Here is a 16,114-nt window from a genome sequence, read left to right on the forward strand (position 1 = left end):
CAATGGACACCGGCGGAGCCCGAGCCCCCAAGGAGAATGTCGATGACCCGTCCGCGCCGCAGCCTGTTGTTCATGCCGGGATCGAATGCACGGGCGCTGGAAAAGGCCCGGACGCTGCCGGCTGACGGCATTATCCTCGACCTTGAGGATTCGGTCGCCCCCGACGCCAAGGCCACAGCCCGCGAGCAGATCGCCACGGCGGTCGCGGCCAAGGGCTTTGGCAAGCGCGAGGTCCTGATCCGCATCAACGCGCTCGACACGCCCTGGTGGGTCGACGACATCGGCATGGCCGGCAAGGCGCAGCCGGATGGAATTCTGGTTCCCAAGATTTCGACCGTCGACGATCTCAACGCCGTCGCCGATCGCCTCAGCGACATCAATGCGCCCGCCTCGATCCGGGTCTGGGCGATGATCGAGACCGCGCGCGCGGTGCTCGACGCCGACAAGCTGGCCGCGGCATCGAAGGATTCCGAAACCCGGCTCGCCGGCTTCGTGTTCGGCCCGAACGACATTGCGCGTGAAACCCGGATCCGGATGAAGCCGGGCCGCGCGGCGATGATCCCGATGATCACGCATTGCATCCTGGCGACCCGCGCGCACGGCCTCGAGATCCTCGACGGGCCCTACAGCGACATCAGCAATGTCGACGGCTTCGCCGAGGAATGCGCGCAGGGCCGCGATCTCGGCTTCGACGGCAAGACGCTGATCCATCCGAGCCACATCGATGCCTGCAACGCGATCTTCACGCCGCCGGAGGCCGAGGTCGCCGAGGCGCGCAAGATCATCGCCGCCTTCGAAAAGCCGGAGAACGCCTCGCGCGGCGCGATCCAGCTCGACGGCCGCATGGTCGAGCGCCTGCACGCCGAGATGGCCAAGCGCACCATCGCGATCGCCGACGCGATCGCGGCGATGGGGCATTAATTCCACCCTCCCCTGGAGGGCAGGGCAATTGCATTTGGAATGAACCGATTCTTCCGCGCCGTCATGGCCGGGCTTGTCCCGGCCATCTACGTCTTTTCTTTGCGTGGAAACGAAGACGTGGATGCCCGGGCCCGGGCATGACGAGTTTGTGGGAACTCCGATTGCCTCAAACGGCCATATGCGATTGCCCTCCCCTGGAGGGGGAGGGTCGGATCGCGTCGAGCGTAGCGAAATGCGAGCCGGGGTGGCGTGATCTCTCAACACGAGCAGAGTATGCGTGGAGAGACTGTCACCCACCCCGCCGCTCACTTCATTCGCGTCGACCCTCCCCCTCCAGGGGAGGGTGATTATCGCGCCCCAAACCTCTCCGCCGCCCACGCGTAGAGACTGCCCGGGATCGGCGCCTCCTTGCCGCGTCCTTTCGGCGAGATGTGCAGGCCGATGATCCCGGGATCGTTCAGGTAGCGCGAAAAATCCGACGGCTCGAAGAACAGCTTTGGCTCGGCATGCACGGCGTAGAACGATCGCTTCGGCAGCGCGTGCTGCAATTCGCCTGCGCGGCGCGCCAGCGCGGTGAGCGCCGCCGGGCCGTAGATCGCGACACGGATGTCGGCGAGGCGGTTGGATTTGCCGCGCAGCCGGCGCATCGCAAAGGTCAGGCGGTGGCGCAGCGCCAGCCAGTCCGGGATCAGCTCGTCCTGCTGCATCAGCGCCTCGAACGCGCGCACGATCGGATCGTCGGGCGGCAGATACAGCACGGAGTTGCCGAGCTGCCGCGGCCGCTCCCAGGCAAAGTAGGGCTTTGCCAGGTCGAGCTCGACGCCCTTCAGCAGCAGCACGTCGGCGTCGAGCCAGAGACCGGCGCGCCGCGCCATCAGCCGCATGCGGAAGAAGTCGCTGAACTGCAGCATGGTCCAGTCGCGCCACGAGCCGTCGGGCTCCGCCGGGCGGAGCTTCTCGGCGAACGAATGCGGCAGCACGGCTTCGGCTTCGGCATTGCCGATACCGTCGGGCAGGCCGGGAATCGGATCGAAGCTGTAGACGGTGACCTTGTGCCCCGCCGCCGCCTGCGAGCGCAGGCAGGTCTGGCGCAGCGCGTCCATCGAGCCGTGCCAGAAGGTGACGATGTCAGGCAGCATGCGCGTCAGCTATCAGCGGGTTTGTGGCGAGCGAATTTGGCAAAGAAAAGCCCCGGCGCCTGACGGCACCGGGGCACGATGATGCGCTGAGCCTCAAGCCCAGGCGCGTTCCCTGAGCTTGGTCTCGTAGCTGTCGATCGACGATTTCTTTTCCATCGTCAGGCCGATGTCGTCGAGGCCGTTGATCAGGCAGTGCTTGCGGAACGGGTCGATCTCGAACTTGACCTTGCCGCCGTCGGGACCGCGGATCTCCTGGTTGGGGAGGTCGATGGTCAGCGTCGCGTTGGCGCCGCGCTCGGCGTCGTCGAACAGCTTGTCGAGGTCCTCCTGCGACACGCGGATCGGCAGGATGCCGTTCTTGAAGCAGTTGTTGTAGAAGATGTCGCCGAACGAGGTCGAGATCACGCAGCGGATGCCGAAGTCGAGCAGCGCCCAGGGCGCGTGCTCGCGGCTCGAGCCGCAGCCGAAATTGTCGCCGGCGACCAGCACCTTCGCGTTGCGATAGGCGGGCTGGTTGAGGACGAAATCGGGGTTCTCGCTGCCGTCATCCTTGTAGCGCTGTTCGGAGAAAAGCCCCTTGCCAAGGCCGGTGCGCTTGATGGTCTTGAGGTACTGCTTCGGAATGATCATGTCGGTGTCGACATTGATGATCTTCAGCGGCGCCGCGACGCCTTCCAGCGTGGTGAACTTGTCCATCGGTGCTCTTCCCGGGCAAAAAATAGCGGATATCGGCCGGATGTTTATCGCGAATGTGACAGCGGTAAAAGGGCCATTTCTGCAGGGCTGGAGCCCTTTTCCGTTTTAGCCCGCATCGGCCTCAATCGCCTCCATATCGGCGTCGGAGAGGCCGAAATGGTGCCCGATCTCATGGATCAGCACGTGGCGGACGATGTGGCCGAGGGTCTCGTCGTGCTCGGCCCAGTAGTCCAGGATCGGCCGGCGGTACAGCCAGACCAGGTTGGGCAGCCGGGCCACGTCGCCATGGCTCTGCTGCGGCAGGCCGATGCCGTGAAACAGGCCGAGCAGGTCGAACTCGCTCTCGGCCTGCATCTCGTCGAGCACCTCGTCGGTCGGAAAGTCGTCGACGCGGATGATCAGGCCCTCGCAGAGGGCCCGGAACGTCTTGGGCAGGCGCTCGAAAACCTCGTGCGCCATGGCCTCCATCTCGGCGAGCGAGGGGGCTTTTTCTGTGGTCCACATGACACTCCTTTAGCGCGAGTGCTATCGGCGGCGCCAGCGCAGTTGACCTTGGCGGCGCAATGGGAGACCGTGCCGCCCACGAATGGGGCTCAAGAATCGAGCTTGGGTGGGCGTAATGAAACGGATCGTGGCGGCAGCGCTGTTGGCTGTAGCAGTCGGGCTCTCGCTCCCGGCGACAGAGGCGCAGGCTCAAAGCGCGGCGGCTGAGGCGCGCGTCGGCGAGGCTGCACCGGTCGCGCGCGCGCGCGTCGTCGAGCGCCGCCGGCTGAAGCGGGTGCCGATCTACCGGTCGCAACCCGATCATTGGGAACCCGATGTCATCCCGCGCTACAATCCCGGTCCGAACGCCGTGCGCGACTGCACCGCGACCTATGTGCAGGAGCACCGGCCGAGCGGTACCGTGATCACGCCGCGCATGAATTGCTTCTGGCGGCCGGGCTAGTTGCGCATACGTCGGCGCGTCGCGCCGATCACCGCAACAGCCGCGACCAATCCTGTCGTTCAATAAACCACCGCCGCCATCGGCATCCGCGTGAGATGGCTCGCGGTGCCCATGCCGCCGCCCGGTCGCGAGCGCGACATCGGCGAGCATGATGGAACCGCTGGGCGCCGCTAGGGCTGTTCGAAGCAGCCACCTTCGTGTGCTTGTTCGTGTCGCGGCAATCTCCTGCAACGGACAGAACGCGAGATACGACCATCGTCTATGTCGTTTGCATACGAACGCGAAAAATCGCACGCAGTGCCGGAAAAAAATCGCACGCAGTGCCGGAACCTGATCGCGCCAGCAGCATTCATGTTCGTGGCGCAGTCATTCACTTCCCATTCACGTCGTCCGCATTCTGCTAGCGATCTGCGTCGCGGCAACGGGGTCGATTCGAAAGCTCGAGCGTTTTCCAGCGGAGCCTGTCCCGCACGCGATGCGGGACGGACACCGGTTCGCGTGAGGAAAGCGCATCAAGCAGAAGTTCGAGTCGTCGTTGCAAGACGTGACTTAAAAGGATCAAGGAGACAATTCATGAAGGCGATGAAGGTTCTGGGGCTCGCGGCTGTCGGTGCCGTGTTGGTGTTGGCGGCGCCGGCCGAGCGTGCAAGCGCGATGTCGCTCGCCACGCCGGGTACAGCCGCAACGGTTCAGGACGACGCGAACCAGGCGACCACGCAGGTACGCTGGGGCGGGCGCGGCTGGCATCGTGGCTGGCATCGCGGACATCACCGCGGCTGGGGCTGGGGGCATCGTCGCCACTGGCGCCGTTGATCGCGCGGCGTATCAGCGCAGTTGAGACACAGGCCCGTGAGCAGCGGGCCTGTTGTCGTTCTCAGCCATCAAACCAGCAGATTCAGCCACGCGAGATGATATCCATCGCAATCTGCAGGAGTTGATCATGATGAGATGGATCGGTGTTGCGGCTGTCGCGTGTGCATTCGCGTTGACGGCGCCGGCATCGGCAACCGCCGCGGCATCAGCCACGCCGCAGGCCGCGGCACCACAGCGGCAAGCGGGCAAGGCGACTGATATCAGCGCGCAGCGCCATCATCACCACTACCATCGTCGCTACTATCACCGCGGCTACCGTCCCTATTACCGTCCGTATTATCGGCCCTATTCCTACTATCGTCCGTACGGCTCCTATTATTACGGGCGGCCTTATTACTATCGGCCGTACCCCTATGCTGCGCCGGCGCCATTCACTTTCGGCTTCGGGTTCGGCCCGTTCTGGTGATGCGTGCAGTCGCGCAATGCGCGACACCAGCGCTGCAACGAGAGAGCAGCTCCGATCGGAGCTGCTCCGTCCGTCTCAGGGCGCGAAGCCCTTCGCCAGCAGCACAATGCCTTGCGCACCCGCCTTGCGATCCCTCGAGATCTCGACATATTCGGGCGATTCCGACCATGCACGGAATGCGGCTTCGTCAGGGAATGACATCAGCACCAGCTTGTCGCGATCCCAGCTGCCCTCGAGCACCGCGGGCCGTTCGTCGGCCGACAGCAGGCGTCCGTTGAACTTCCTGAACACGTCGAAGAAGCGCGCCTGATACCGATCATAGGCGGCGCGATCGGTCATCTTGAGTTGCACGATCACATAGACAGTCACTGACGTTTCTCCCGGACGTTTCGCCGCAGCGTTTTGCGCGTTCATGGCGCATTCACGTCGGCATTTCTAGCGTCATGCCGGGAGCGACTGCAATGAACGCAATGAAACCGGCTGCCGAGCAGCGTGGTGCTCATTGCCGTTGTCAGGGAGGTTCAGAGATGAGGGAGAGCTATTTGCGGCGCGGATTGGTGCGCCGTCTCGGCGTTGCGGCGGCCGCGGTCTTCGCATTGTCGGTCGCTTCGCAGCAGCGCGCCGAAGCGCTGTCGCTGGTGAGCCCGGGCGCCGCGCCCGCGGCAAAGTCTGCGGCCGATGCCATGACGACCCAAGTCCGGCATGGCGGTGGCGGCCATGGCAGCGGCGGTTTTCATGGCGGCGGCTTCCGCGGTGGTGGATTCCACGGCGGCGGATTTCACGGCCGCAGCTTCCATGGTGGCGGCTTCCGCGCCGCGCCGGCGTTCCATGGCGGCTATCGCTATGGCGGCTTCCATCGCCATTATGGTGGCTACCACCGCTTCGACGGCGGCGGTTACCGCTACGGCTATCGGCCCTATTACCGCCGGCACTTCTATCACCGGCGCTTCTTCTACGGATCGTCCTACTATTACCCGGCCTACTATCATCACCGCCGTTGCCGGGTGGTCTGGACCTATTACGGTCCGCGCCGGATCTGCCGGCCGTGGTGGCACCATCGCCACTACTGGCGGCCGTACCGGGTCTATTGGTAAAGTTTGAAATGACAGCGGGCCCCACGGCGCCCGTCTTGCTGGGTCCCTCTCTTTGCGCGCTGGAGCGTGTTCGAGCAAAGTGCGCGCCGGTTCGCGTGAAGAAAACGCGTCAAGAAAGGGGCGTTAATCCCAGTTCTTCAGCTTCCAGGACTTTATCTTCCACGGCGTCAGGTTTTCCATCCGCCATTGCGTCCAGCGCTCCGGCGGCCAGTGGCTGAGGCGCGAGGTTTCCTTCCCCTCGGGAAGCGGATCGATGATGCGCGCCACGGCACGACGGCGCTTCTGGCGCGTCGCGTCGCTGATCATGTCGACGAATTCGGGTTTATCGGCCACGGCACGCGCTCCTTGCGAAGGCTGGTTTTCGCAAGGAGGCAGTGTGCGTGCGCCCCGTTAACGAGCCGTTTCCGAAACGGCTCGAGCTTGAGACGAAGCAATAGCGTTTTCGAGCGAAGTGGCCCGGTTCGCGTGAAGAAAACGCGGCAAAGAGAATCTGGCGCTTGCCCTAGCGCCAGTCGCGGACGTCGACGAAGTGTCCGGCGATCGCGGCGGCCGCGGCCATCGCGGGCGACACCAGATGGGTGCGGCCCTTGAAGCCCTGGCGGCCCTCGAAGTTGCGGTTCGAGGTCGAGGCGCAGCGCTCTTCCGGCTTCAGCTTGTCCGGGTTCATCGCTAGGCACATCGAGCAGCCCGGCTCGCGCCAGTCGAAGCCGGCCGCAATGAAGATCTTGTCGAGGCCTTCGGCTTCCGCCTGCTCCTTCACGATGCCCGAGCCTGGCACGATCATCGCGTTGACATTGGCGTTGACGGTCTTGCCCTCGGCGATCTTCGCAGCGGCGCGCAGATCCTCGATGCGGCCGTTGGTGCAGGAGCCGATGAAGACGCGGTCGAGCTTGATGTCGGTGATCTTCGTGCCGGCGGACAGGCCCATATATTTCAGCGCGCGATGCTTGGAGATGCGCTTGGCCTCGTCCTCGATCTTGTCCGGATCGGGGACGAAGCCGGTCACCGAGATCACGTCCTCAGGGCTCGTGCCCCAGGTGACGATCGGCGGCAGCTTGGCGGCGTCGAGCCGGATCTCGTGGTCGAAATGCGCGCCCTCGTCGGAGCGCAGCGTCTCCCAGTAGCGCATCGCGGCGTCCCAGGCGGCGCCCTTCGGCGCCTTCGGGCGGCCGCGCAGGAAATCGAACGCCTTCTGGTCGGGCGCAACCAGGCCGGCGCGCGCGCCGCCTTCGATCGACATGTTGCAGACCGTCATGCGGCCTTCCATCGAGAGCGCACGGATCGCCTCGCCGGCATATTCCAGCACGTAGCCGGTGCCGCCGGCGGTGCCGATCTCGCCGATGATCGCCAGGATGATGTCCTTGCCGGTCACGCCTTCGGGCAACTTGCCGTCGACGATCGCGCGCATGTTCTTGGCCTTCTTCTGGATCAGCGTCTGCGTCGCCAGCACATGCTCGACCTCGGAGGTGCCGATGCCGTGCGCGAGCGCGCCGAACGCGCCATGCGTCGAGGTGTGGCTGTCACCGCAGACGATGGTAGTGCCGGGCAGCGTAAAACCCTGCTCCGGGCCGATGACGTGAACGATGCCCTGGCGCTTGTCGAACTCGTTGTAATACTCGATGCCGAACTCCTTGGCGTTCTCCGCCATCACCCGCATCTGCTCGATGCTTTCAGGATCGGGGTTCGGCTTCGAACGATCGGTGGTCGGGATGTTGTGGTCGACGACGGCGAGCGTCTTCTCGGGCGCGTGCACCTTGCGGCCGGCGGCGCGCAGCCCTTCGAACGCCTGCGGCGAGGTCACCTCGTGCACCAGGTGGCGATCGATATAGAGCAGGCAGGTGCCGTCGTCGGCCTCGTGGACCAGATGGTCGTTCCAGATCTTGTCGTACAGCGTGGTCGGTTTGGACATGAGCTTCAGCTCCAGAAGAAATTCAGTGGTGGGATGGCATGAGCGCGTCTTAAGCGCGCGAGCAGGCGAAAGCGTCCAGGCAGCGTTACGCTGCGCTTCTAAGCTCAGACGTTGCCGACGTTGCAAAGCGCCCGAAGAAGCGGCCGGGCAGCCGCGAGCGATCGTCAATCACGACGCGCTGGCAGGGCTGGCTTGCTTGATCCGGAACCATTCTAAATTTCTAACACAGGGCTCGCGCCCGCGACAATCGATCCATGCGCGGGCCTGCAAGTCAGATAAATATGCCGCAACAAAAAAGCGCGGGGCAGGCCCCGCGCTTTTGGTCACATCCCCTGAGGGAAACGTTACTCGCCGACGGCGGTCTGGCGGTCCTGCTTCTCGACGATGCGGGCCGACTTGCCGCGCAGGTTGCGCAGATAATAAAGCTTGGCGCGACGAACCTTGCCGCGACGCACGACCTTGATCGAGTCGATCATCGGCGACATCACCGGGAAGACGCGCTCGACGCCTTCGCCGTAGGAGATCTTGCGCACGGTGAAGCTCTCGTTGAGGCCCTGACCGGAGCGACCGATGCAAACGCCCTCATAGGCCTGCACGCGGGTGCGCTCGCCTTCGACCACCTTCACGTTGACGATGACGGTGTCGCCGGGTCCGAATTCCGGGATTTCCTTGGTGGCGGCGAGCTTGTCGAACTGCTCTTTTTCGAGCTGCTGAATAAGGTTCATTGAAATCTCCATCGGCGGCGCGCCCAGCCTTTCGCGGGCTGCGCAAACGTCCATCTATCCTGCGCGGGTGCGGATTTGGCCGCCCGTATAAGGCAAAGCGCAGGGTTTGTCACCCGTCTGTCGTGTTTTTTGTCCGGCGCGGAGCGGCTTTTTGGCCGGCTTTGTGGGCCCAGAGATCGGGCCGCCGCGCCGCCGTCAGGGCCTCGGATTGGGCCAGTCGCCAGGCCGCGACCTTAGCGTGATCGCCGGAAATCAAAATTTCCGGGATTTGCCGGCCCTCGAACTCCTGCGGGCGAGTGTATTGAGGGTATTCCAGTAGTCCTTCGGAAAAGCTTTCCTCGGTTCCCGAGGCCTGCTTGCCCATCACCCCCGGCAGCAGGCGGACGCAGGCGTCGATCAGGGCCATCGCGGCGATTTCGCCGCCGGACAGCACATAATCGCCGATCGAGACCTCCTCGAGGCCTCGCGCCTCGATCACCCGCTGGTCGATGCCCTCGAAGCGGCCGCAGACGATCAGGGGGCCGGGCCGGGCCGCCAGCTCCGCGACCTGGGTCTGGGTCAATGGCCGACCGCGCGGGCTCATCAAGAGGCGCGGACGGTCAGCCGCGATATCAGCGGCGTCGATCGCCGCCGCCAGCACATCGGCCCGCAGCACCATGCCCGGACCGCCGCCGGCCGGCGTGTCGTCGACGCTGCGGTGCTTGTCGGTGGCCGAGGCCCGGATGTCGCGCGCCTCCAGCGCCCAGAGTCCGCCAGCCAGCGCCTTGCCGGCCAGGCTCACGCCGAGCGGCCCCGGAAACATGTCCGGGAACAGGGTCAGCACGGTGGCGCGCCAGAGTGTCGCCTGGGCTGGTGTCTCTTGCGATGTCATGGCCTCTGGTTACGGCACCACGGCCGTGAGGTCGAGGCTCTGCATCATCGCGGCCGCATCCACTGCGCGGCGGAAGTCGGCGAGCTTGAAGGTCGCGACGTTGATCTTGCGCAGGTCCAGCAGGCCTTCGGCGGCAAGGCCGGCGAGCTGGCCTGGCGCCGTGCGGTCGTACATGAACTGCCCGACCACCTCCCAGTCATTGGCCAGCATCTCCCGGAACGAGAGTTCGAGCGGCACCTCGGCGCTACCCATCAGCACCATCCGGCCGCCACGCCTGAGCGCGCGCAGAGAGGACAGTGTGGTCGAGGTGCTCTTGGCGGCGCCGAGCAGATCGAGCGCAACATCGGCGGTGCCGCCGGCGGCGCGGCGGATGACCGCAAGGTCGGCTGCCGCATCGCCGCTGACGACGGCGGGAATGACGCGCGGGCCGAACGCGTCGCGCAACTGCTCGAGCGCGGCTTCCTTGCGTCCGACGGCGACGACGCGGCCCGCGCCCATCGCGACCGCGAGCATCACGCCGCCCGAACCGAAATAGCCGGTCGCGCCGTTGACGATGATGGTCTGCCCGCCGCGCAGGCCAGAGCGCTGCAATCCGCCGAACGGCACGATCAGTTTTGCGAGCCCGATCAGCTCGGCGGCCGGCTTGTCGTCGAGATTGGCAAGCGGCGTGACGCAGGCGGCCGGCCAGTGCGCGATCTCGGCGAACACGCCGTCGCGCCAGCGCGCCTCCAGTGCGAACGCCTCCGGCGTCGTCACCGTGGCGGTGAGGCCGATCAGGATCTGCGGCGGATCGCGATCCGGCACGTCGCCGCGCAGATGCGGGCTGAGGAACACGCGGTCGCCGCCCCGCACATGCGTGACGTTCTCGCCCGCGGCGACGACGCGCGCGATCGCGTTGGTGCCCGGCACGAACGGCATCGGCGGCAGGCTGTAGGGTAGCGCGCCCGACAGAAGCTTGTTGGTGTAGGACAGCACCATGCCGGCCTCGATCCGCACCACGACGCCGTCGGGCGCAGGCCTCGGCGTCGCAGCATCCTCGAAGCGCAGATCGTTGTGGGCGTGCAGCCGCCAGGCCTTGTGCGTGCTTGTCATTATTGTCCTCCGTGGCACCATTGCTTAGGTAGCCCGGATGGAGCGAAGCGCAATCCGGGCACAGCGCCAACCTCCCCTTGAAAAGGGGAGGTCGCTTTGCTCGTCAGAGCAAAGCGGGTGGGGATCTGCTCTCAGCTTGCAGCGTCGCCCGCGGCTGACCCCCATCCCGACCTTCCCCCTTTCAGGGGAAGGAGAAGACAGGCAGTCGCGCGGACTTAGGCATGTTATGCGTCACGCCTTCGTCGCATCATCCGCGAGATGCCGCGCCAGCACGACGGCAAGCGGACAGATCGCCAGCGCCGTGAGCGCGGTTGCTGCGGTCGCGAGCCTCGGGCCGAGCGCGTCGCCAAGCAGGCCGTAGATAACAGGCGCGATCGCGCCCGATCCGATCGTTCCGGTATAGAACAGCGCGAAGGCGCGCTCGGTCTGATGCGCGGGGGTGAGCTCGGGCACGGTGCCGTAGAGCACCGATGACGTGCCGTTGAGCATCAATCCGAGCAGCGGCAGCAGCACGATGGCCGGTGCGAGCGGCAACGCCAGCACCGCGACGATCAGCGCCGCCGTGCCGCCTTCGGTGATCAGCACGGTGCGCAGCGTGCCGACCCGCGCGCCGAGCCAGCCGCAGGTGAATTTTCCCGCGGCGCCGCCGATGAAGACCAACGCCAGCGCGAGGCCGTTGGTCGGCAGCGAGGCGCCCTTGTCGCGCAGCAGGAACGGCAGGAAGGTGAGAAAGCCCATCCTGACCGCGGTGTCGAGAATTCCGATCGCGAGCAGCCAATGAAAGCCGCGGCCTGTGCTGGCGCCGCGCGATGCTGATGTCGCCTTGTGCTCGGCGCCCCTGCCGACGGCCGGCATCCAGAGCGCAATGCAGACCGCGACGAGCAAGCCTGCGAGAGCGAGCACGAGCAGCGTGTGCCGCCACGACATGATCACCAGCAGGATCGAGGTCAGGGCCGGGATCGCCGCCTTGCCGAGATCGCCCGAGAAATTGTAGATGCCGAGCGGCCCGCGCGCCGCCGCGCCATAGGCACGCGACACCGCGGCAGATGCGATCGGATGCTGCGTGCTCGAGCCCGCGCCGGAGAGCGCGAGCGCCAGGCCGAGGCCAATGACACCGCCGGAGAATCCAGCAAACGCGTAGCCGAGCGCCGACAGCGCCGTGCCCGCAATCAGGATGATCTTGCCGTCGATCCGCTCTGCCATGCGTCCGACCGGAATCTGCAGCCCGGCCATGGCGCCGGCATAGAGCCCGCGCAGCAGCGCCAGCAGCCCGTAGCTCAGCGCAAATTCGGCCTGCCAGACCGGCAACAGCACGTAGATGACGTCGGTGTAGCCGTCGTGGAGGGCGTGGTTGAGCCCGGTCACGGTCAGGGTGCGGGTTGACCGGGCACGGTCGGGCCGCGTCGTGCCGGTTTCGGCCGACACGCTCATTGCCGCCCTCTAATGCAAGAAAATCTAAAGCTTGGGCGGGCGAGCATCAGGAGGGGACCTCAGAAAAGAAAGCTATGCAAGGAGCTTGCATGGCAGTATGCGCCGCCAAGGCGCTTGTCACAAATCAGTAATGATCGGATCATGCGTTAGAAAATCTTGTATTGAGGGATCATGTTCGTCCCACGCCGCAGCCTGCCGCCGCTCAATGCGGTGCGTGCCTTCGAGGCCGCCGCCCGGCTCGGCAGCTTCAAGGAAGCCGCCGCCGAGCTCAGCGTGACCCATGGCGCGGTCAGTCAGCAGATCCGCCTGCTCGAGGAATGGCTGGGCGCGCCATCGCTGTTTCGGCGATCGGTGCGGCGCGTGGTGCTGACGCCGGCGGGCGCGGCATTGCTCGCAGAGTTCGCACCTGCGCTCGACCGGATTTCCGCCGCCGTGCAGCAGCATCGCGAGCGGCGCGGCGATCTGGCGGTCGCGGTGTTGCGCGTCAATGCGCTCGCGACCTTCAGCCTGCGTTGGCTGCTGCCGCGGATGAGCCGGTTTCGCGCCGAGCATCCGGACATCGAGGTACGCCTGAGCACGTCGAACGATCCGGTGGATGCGTTGTCTGAATCATTCGACGTCGTGATCCGCGGTGGCCCCGACACCTTCCACGGCTTCTCGTCACGTTTCCTGGTGTCCGAGCGCAGATTGCCGGTGTGCAGTCCGTCGCTAGTGGCGCAGCTGCCGCTCAATGAGATCGCGGATCTCTCCAGGCACACGCTGCTGCATGTCACGTCGATGCCGCGGCTGTGGCGCGACTGGCTCACCGAGGCCGGGCAATCCGCGCTGGAGCCGGCGGCCGCGCTGACCTTCGATCACTTCTATCTGACGATCCAGGCCGCGCTCGATGGTCTCGGCGTCGCGATGGGACCGACCGCGCTGATCGCGGACGATCTCGCGGCCGGGCGCCTGGTGACGCCGTTTCCGGATGTCAGCCTGCCGGCGCGGAGCTACTTCGCTTACTTCCCGGCGGGGCGCAGCAACGATCCGCACAGCGCGGTGTTCTGCGACTGGCTCGAGCAGCAGGGCCGGATGACAGGTTGAAGATTATTCTCGGTCAGGCCGCCGACGGATCGTCGCCGTCGATTTCCTTGGGCAGGTCGATCACCACGCGGCCGCCGTCGAGATCAACGGTCGGCACCACGGCATTGGTGAACGGCAGCAGCATCGTCGCGCCCTGCGGCGGGGCGATCTCGATGATGTCGCCGGCGCCGAAATTATGGATCGCGATCACCTTGCCGAGCGGCTGATCCGTCGTGGTCACCGCGGCGAGCCCGATCAAATCGGTGTGGTAGTATTCGCCGTCGTCGGTGTCCGGCAGCCGGTCGCGCGGAACGTAGAGCTCGAGACCGTTGAGCCGTTCGGCATCATCGCGGCTGGCGACGCCCTTCAGCGTCACCACCAGATGGTCCTTGGCCTCACGCACATGCGTGACCTCGAACTGGCGCGTGCCGTCCTTGGTCATCAGCGGACCGTAGTCCTTCACGGCCAGCGGATCTTCGGTGAAGGTCCAAAGCCTGACGGCGCCGCGCACGCCATGCGCAGCGCCGATACGGGCGACACAGACCGGTGCAGCCACCGTGGTCGCCGTTCAGCCTTAAGCCTTGGCGGCGGCTTCGGCCTGCGCCTTGCGCTCCTTGCGCGGCACGGCCTTTTCCGGGTTGTTGCGCGGTGCGCGCTTCTTGACGCCGGCGGCGTCGAGGAAGCGGGTCACGCGATCCGACGGCTGCGCACCCTTGGCGAGCCAGGCCTTCACCTTGTCCATGTCGAGCTTCAGGCGCGACTCGTTGTCCTTCGGCAGCAGCGGGTTGAAGTGGCCGAGACGCTCGATGAAGCGGCCATCGCGCGGGAAGCGCGAGTCGGCGACGACGACGTGATAGACCGGACGCTTCTTGGTGCCTGCGCGAGCGAGGCGGATAACAACGGACATTCAGTTCTCCTTCAAAGGTCGATGTGTTCGATTGATTGGCATTCCGCGTCGCGCCGGCCGTATGCGAGCCGTCGCGACGAATCCTCATTTCTTCTTGCCCGGGAAACCGCCGAGGCCCGGCAGCATCGGCTTGCCGGAAAGGCCGGTCAGGCCCGGCACGTTCGGCAGGCCGCCGCGCAGCCCGGCCGGCAAATCCTTCGGCAGATTGGGCAGGCGCGCCGCCGGCGCCGCCCTGCATCTTCTCGGCGAGCGCCTTCATCTCCTCGGCCGAGGGCGGCTTCATGCCGCCGCCAAATCCCATCGCCTGCGCGATGCCGGCGAGCGGGCCGCGCTTGCCGCTGCCCATGGCCTTCATCATGTCGGCCATGTTCCGGTGCATCTTCAGCAGCTTGTTGACGTGCTCGACGCTCTGGCCGGCGCCCGCCGCGATGCGCTTCTTGCGGCTCGCCTTCAATATGTCCGGGTTCTTGCGCTCCTGCCGCGTCATCGAATCGATGATCGCGACCTGGCGCTTCAGGATCTTGTCGTCGATGCCGGCCGCCGCGATCTGGTTCTTCATCTTGGAGATGCCGGGCATCATGCCCATCAGGCCGCCGATGCCGCCCATATTGGCCATCTGCTGCAGCTGCTCGCGCATATCGTTGAGGTCGAACTGACCCTTGCGCATCCGCTCGGCCGTGCGCGCGGCCTTCTCGGCGTCGATATTGGCGGCGGCCTTCTCGACCAGCGAGACCACGTCGCCCATGCCGAGGATGCGGCCGGCGATGCGGTTCGGATGGAAGTCCTCCAGCGCGTCGGTCTTTTCGCCGGTGCCGATCAGCTTGATCGGCTTGCCGGTGACGGCGCGCATCGACAGCGCCGCGCCTCCGCGGCCGTCGCCGTCGACGCGCGTCAGCACGATGCCGGTGAGGCCGACGCGCTCGTCGAACGAGCGCGCGAGGTTGACCGCGTCCTGGCCGGTGAGGGAGTCGGCGACCAGCAGCACTTCATGCGGGTTGGCGGCGGCTTTGATCTCGGCCGCCTCCTTCATCATGTCTTCGTCGAGCGTGGTGCGGCCGGCGGTGTCGAGCAGCACGACGTCGTAGCCGCCGAGCTTGCCGGCCTCTAGCGCGCGCCTTGCGATCTGCGGCGGCATCTGGCCGGCGACGATCGGCAGCGTCGGAATGTCGAGGTCGCGGCCGAGCACCGCGAGCTGTTCCATCGCCGCCGGGCGGTAGACGTCGAGCGAGGCCATCAGCACCTTGCGCTTGTCGCGCTGGACCATGCGGCGCGCGAGCTTCGCGGTGGTGGTGGTCTTACCGGAGCCTTGCAGACCGACCATCATGATCGGCACCGGCGGCACGGAATTGATATCGATGGTCTGGCCGTCGGCGCCGAGCGTGGCGACGAGCTCGTCATGGACGATCTTCACCACCATCTGGCCCGGCGTCACCGACTTGACGACGGTGGCGCCGATCGCCTGCTCGCGGACCCGGTCGATGAAGCTGCGGACCACCTCGAGCGCGACGTCGGCCTCGAGCAGCGCGCGGCGCACCTCGCGCATCGCGGCATCGACGTCCTTTTCGGTCAGCGCGCCGCGCCCCGTCAGACGATCGAGAATGCCACCAAGCCGTTCCGACAGATTGTCGAACAATGCCGTTGTCCTCTTTTACCTCTCCCCGCCTGCGGGGAGAGGTCGCCGCGCACGTGCGCGGCGGGTGAAGGGGGTACCGGGCTATCCACACGCATAGTGCGCGGAGAGAGCCCCTCACCCCGACCCTCTCCCCGCAAGAGCGGGGCGAGGGAGAAGGAAATCCAAACACTTTCGCGCCCGAGGGCGCATCGCGCTGTCGGACGTTGGCCTCTGGCCTCCAGGACCAGTCGGCGGGTCGAAAAGACGGAGCTTTCCGAGAAAGTGGCCGCGTTAAACGCTGCCGGGGCGGCAAAGTCAAGGAAAGTTTCGCTGAAATCCGCTCAGTTCGGACAGTAAGGTACTGAAATTACGTCGATTTGCCGTCTTGGTTCCGAAATTCGCCGCTGCCACCCATATAACCGGAGCCTGC

General features: G+C 65.8%; 18 protein-coding genes and 1 pseudogene. 6 read left to right on the forward strand and 13 right to left on the reverse strand.

Going from position 1 to position 16,114, the window contains the following annotated elements:
• Window positions 1–42: 42 nt before the first annotated feature.
• Window positions 43–921, forward strand: coding sequence for an HpcH/HpaI aldolase/citrate lyase family protein (locus ACVWY5_RS39940; protein ID WP_028337874.1), 879 nt, complete (start codon window positions 43–45; stop codon window positions 919–921).
• 347 nt (window positions 922–1,268) lie between these two features.
• Here the strand turns inward: ACVWY5_RS39940 and ACVWY5_RS39945 are convergent, their stop codons facing one another.
• The 3 genes from ACVWY5_RS39945 to ACVWY5_RS39955 form a co-directional block, all read right to left on the reverse strand.
• Complete coding sequence (locus tag ACVWY5_RS39945) at window positions 1,269–2,060, reverse strand: glycosyltransferase family 32 protein (RefSeq protein ID WP_028336268.1); 792 nt, start codon at window positions 2,058–2,060, stop codon at window positions 1,269–1,271.
• Window positions 2,061–2,153: 93 nt separating this feature from the next.
• Window positions 2,154–2,756, reverse strand: coding sequence for a 3-isopropylmalate dehydratase small subunit (leuD, locus tag ACVWY5_RS39950; protein WP_028336269.1), 603 nt, complete (start codon window positions 2,754–2,756; stop codon window positions 2,154–2,156).
• A gap of 105 nt (window positions 2,757–2,861) precedes the next feature.
• Window positions 2,862–3,260 (reverse strand): metallopeptidase family protein, encoded by a 399-nt coding sequence (locus tag ACVWY5_RS39955; RefSeq protein ID WP_028336270.1) that lies wholly within the window; start codon window positions 3,258–3,260, stop codon window positions 2,862–2,864.
• A gap of 115 nt (window positions 3,261–3,375) precedes the next feature.
• Between ACVWY5_RS39955 and ACVWY5_RS39960 the strand changes: the two genes are divergently transcribed.
• The 3 genes from ACVWY5_RS39960 (at window position 3,376) to ACVWY5_RS39970 (ending at window position 4,981) form a co-directional block, all read left to right on the forward strand.
• Window positions 3,376–3,702 (forward strand): hypothetical protein, encoded by a 327-nt coding sequence (locus ACVWY5_RS39960; RefSeq protein ID WP_028336271.1) that lies wholly within the window; start codon window positions 3,376–3,378, stop codon window positions 3,700–3,702.
• 573 nt (window positions 3,703–4,275) lie between these two features.
• Window positions 4,276–4,515: a hypothetical protein gene (locus tag ACVWY5_RS39965; protein WP_028336272.1), complete on the forward strand. Its 240-nt coding sequence runs from the start codon at window positions 4,276–4,278 to the stop codon at window positions 4,513–4,515.
• A gap of 127 nt (window positions 4,516–4,642) precedes the next feature.
• Window positions 4,643–4,981 (forward strand): hypothetical protein, encoded by a 339-nt coding sequence (locus ACVWY5_RS39970; protein ID WP_028352299.1) that lies wholly within the window; start codon window positions 4,643–4,645, stop codon window positions 4,979–4,981.
• Between the two features lie 75 nt (window positions 4,982–5,056).
• On the opposite strand, the gene ACVWY5_RS39975 is transcribed toward ACVWY5_RS39970, so the two are convergent.
• Window positions 5,057–5,350, reverse strand: coding sequence for a DUF1330 domain-containing protein (locus tag ACVWY5_RS39975; RefSeq protein ID WP_028336273.1), 294 nt, complete (start codon window positions 5,348–5,350; stop codon window positions 5,057–5,059).
• 158 nt (window positions 5,351–5,508) lie between these two features.
• Between ACVWY5_RS39975 and ACVWY5_RS39980 the strand changes: the two genes are divergently transcribed.
• Window positions 5,509–6,075, forward strand: a complete 567-nt coding sequence (locus tag ACVWY5_RS39980; RefSeq protein ID WP_038377759.1) for a hypothetical protein — start codon at window positions 5,509–5,511, stop codon at window positions 6,073–6,075.
• 123 nt (window positions 6,076–6,198) lie between these two features.
• On the opposite strand, the gene ACVWY5_RS39985 is transcribed toward ACVWY5_RS39980, so the two are convergent.
• The 6 genes from ACVWY5_RS39985 to ACVWY5_RS40010 form a co-directional block, all read right to left on the reverse strand.
• The gene (locus tag ACVWY5_RS39985; RefSeq protein WP_028336275.1) at window positions 6,199–6,408 is read right to left on the reverse strand and encodes a hypothetical protein; all 210 of its coding nucleotides are present in this window, start codon (window positions 6,406–6,408) and stop codon (window positions 6,199–6,201) included.
• A 169-nt stretch (window positions 6,409–6,577) separates the two neighbouring features.
• Window positions 6,578–7,984, reverse strand: a complete 1,407-nt coding sequence (leuC, locus tag ACVWY5_RS39990) for a 3-isopropylmalate dehydratase large subunit (RefSeq protein ID WP_028336276.1) — start codon at window positions 7,982–7,984, stop codon at window positions 6,578–6,580.
• Window positions 7,985–8,328: 344 nt separating this feature from the next.
• Entirely contained in the window at window positions 8,329–8,709 is a 381-nt protein-coding gene (gene rplS / locus ACVWY5_RS39995) for a 50S ribosomal protein L19 (protein WP_028336277.1), read from the reverse strand.
• Window positions 8,710–8,818: 109 nt separating this feature from the next.
• Window positions 8,819–9,580, reverse strand: a complete 762-nt coding sequence (gene trmD, locus ACVWY5_RS40000; protein WP_038377760.1) for a tRNA (guanosine(37)-N1)-methyltransferase TrmD — start codon at window positions 9,578–9,580, stop codon at window positions 8,819–8,821.
• 9 nt (window positions 9,581–9,589) lie between these two features.
• A complete protein-coding gene (locus ACVWY5_RS40005; protein ID WP_028336279.1) occupies window positions 9,590–10,672 on the reverse strand; it encodes a quinone oxidoreductase family protein in 1,083 nt (360 codons plus the stop codon).
• A 231-nt stretch (window positions 10,673–10,903) separates the two neighbouring features.
• Entirely contained in the window at window positions 10,904–12,103 is a 1,200-nt protein-coding gene (locus ACVWY5_RS40010) for an MFS transporter (protein ID WP_028336280.1), read from the reverse strand.
• Between the two features lie 171 nt (window positions 12,104–12,274).
• Here ACVWY5_RS40010 and gcvA point away from each other — a divergent pair, with 171 nt between their 5' ends.
• Window positions 12,275–13,186 (forward strand): transcriptional regulator GcvA, encoded by a 912-nt coding sequence (gene gcvA, locus ACVWY5_RS40015; protein ID WP_028336281.1) that lies wholly within the window; start codon window positions 12,275–12,277, stop codon window positions 13,184–13,186.
• Between the two features lie 13 nt (window positions 13,187–13,199).
• Here gcvA and rimM read toward each other — a convergent pair whose 3' ends face one another.
• The 3 genes and pseudogenes from rimM to ffh form a co-directional block, all read right to left on the reverse strand.
• Window positions 13,200–13,721, reverse strand: a complete 522-nt coding sequence (gene rimM / locus ACVWY5_RS40020) for a ribosome maturation factor RimM (RefSeq protein ID WP_028336282.1) — start codon at window positions 13,719–13,721, stop codon at window positions 13,200–13,202.
• Window positions 13,722–13,739: 18 nt separating this feature from the next.
• Window positions 13,740–14,072: a 30S ribosomal protein S16 gene (rpsP, locus tag ACVWY5_RS40025; protein ID WP_016847621.1), complete on the reverse strand. Its 333-nt coding sequence runs from the start codon at window positions 14,070–14,072 to the stop codon at window positions 13,740–13,742.
• An 84-nt stretch (window positions 14,073–14,156) separates the two neighbouring features.
• Window positions 14,157–15,705 (reverse strand): annotated as a pseudogene (ffh, locus tag ACVWY5_RS40030) (signal recognition particle protein).
• Window positions 15,706–16,114: the final 409 nt, after the last annotated feature.

Source organism: Bradyrhizobium sp. USDA 3256, assembly GCF_054058275.1.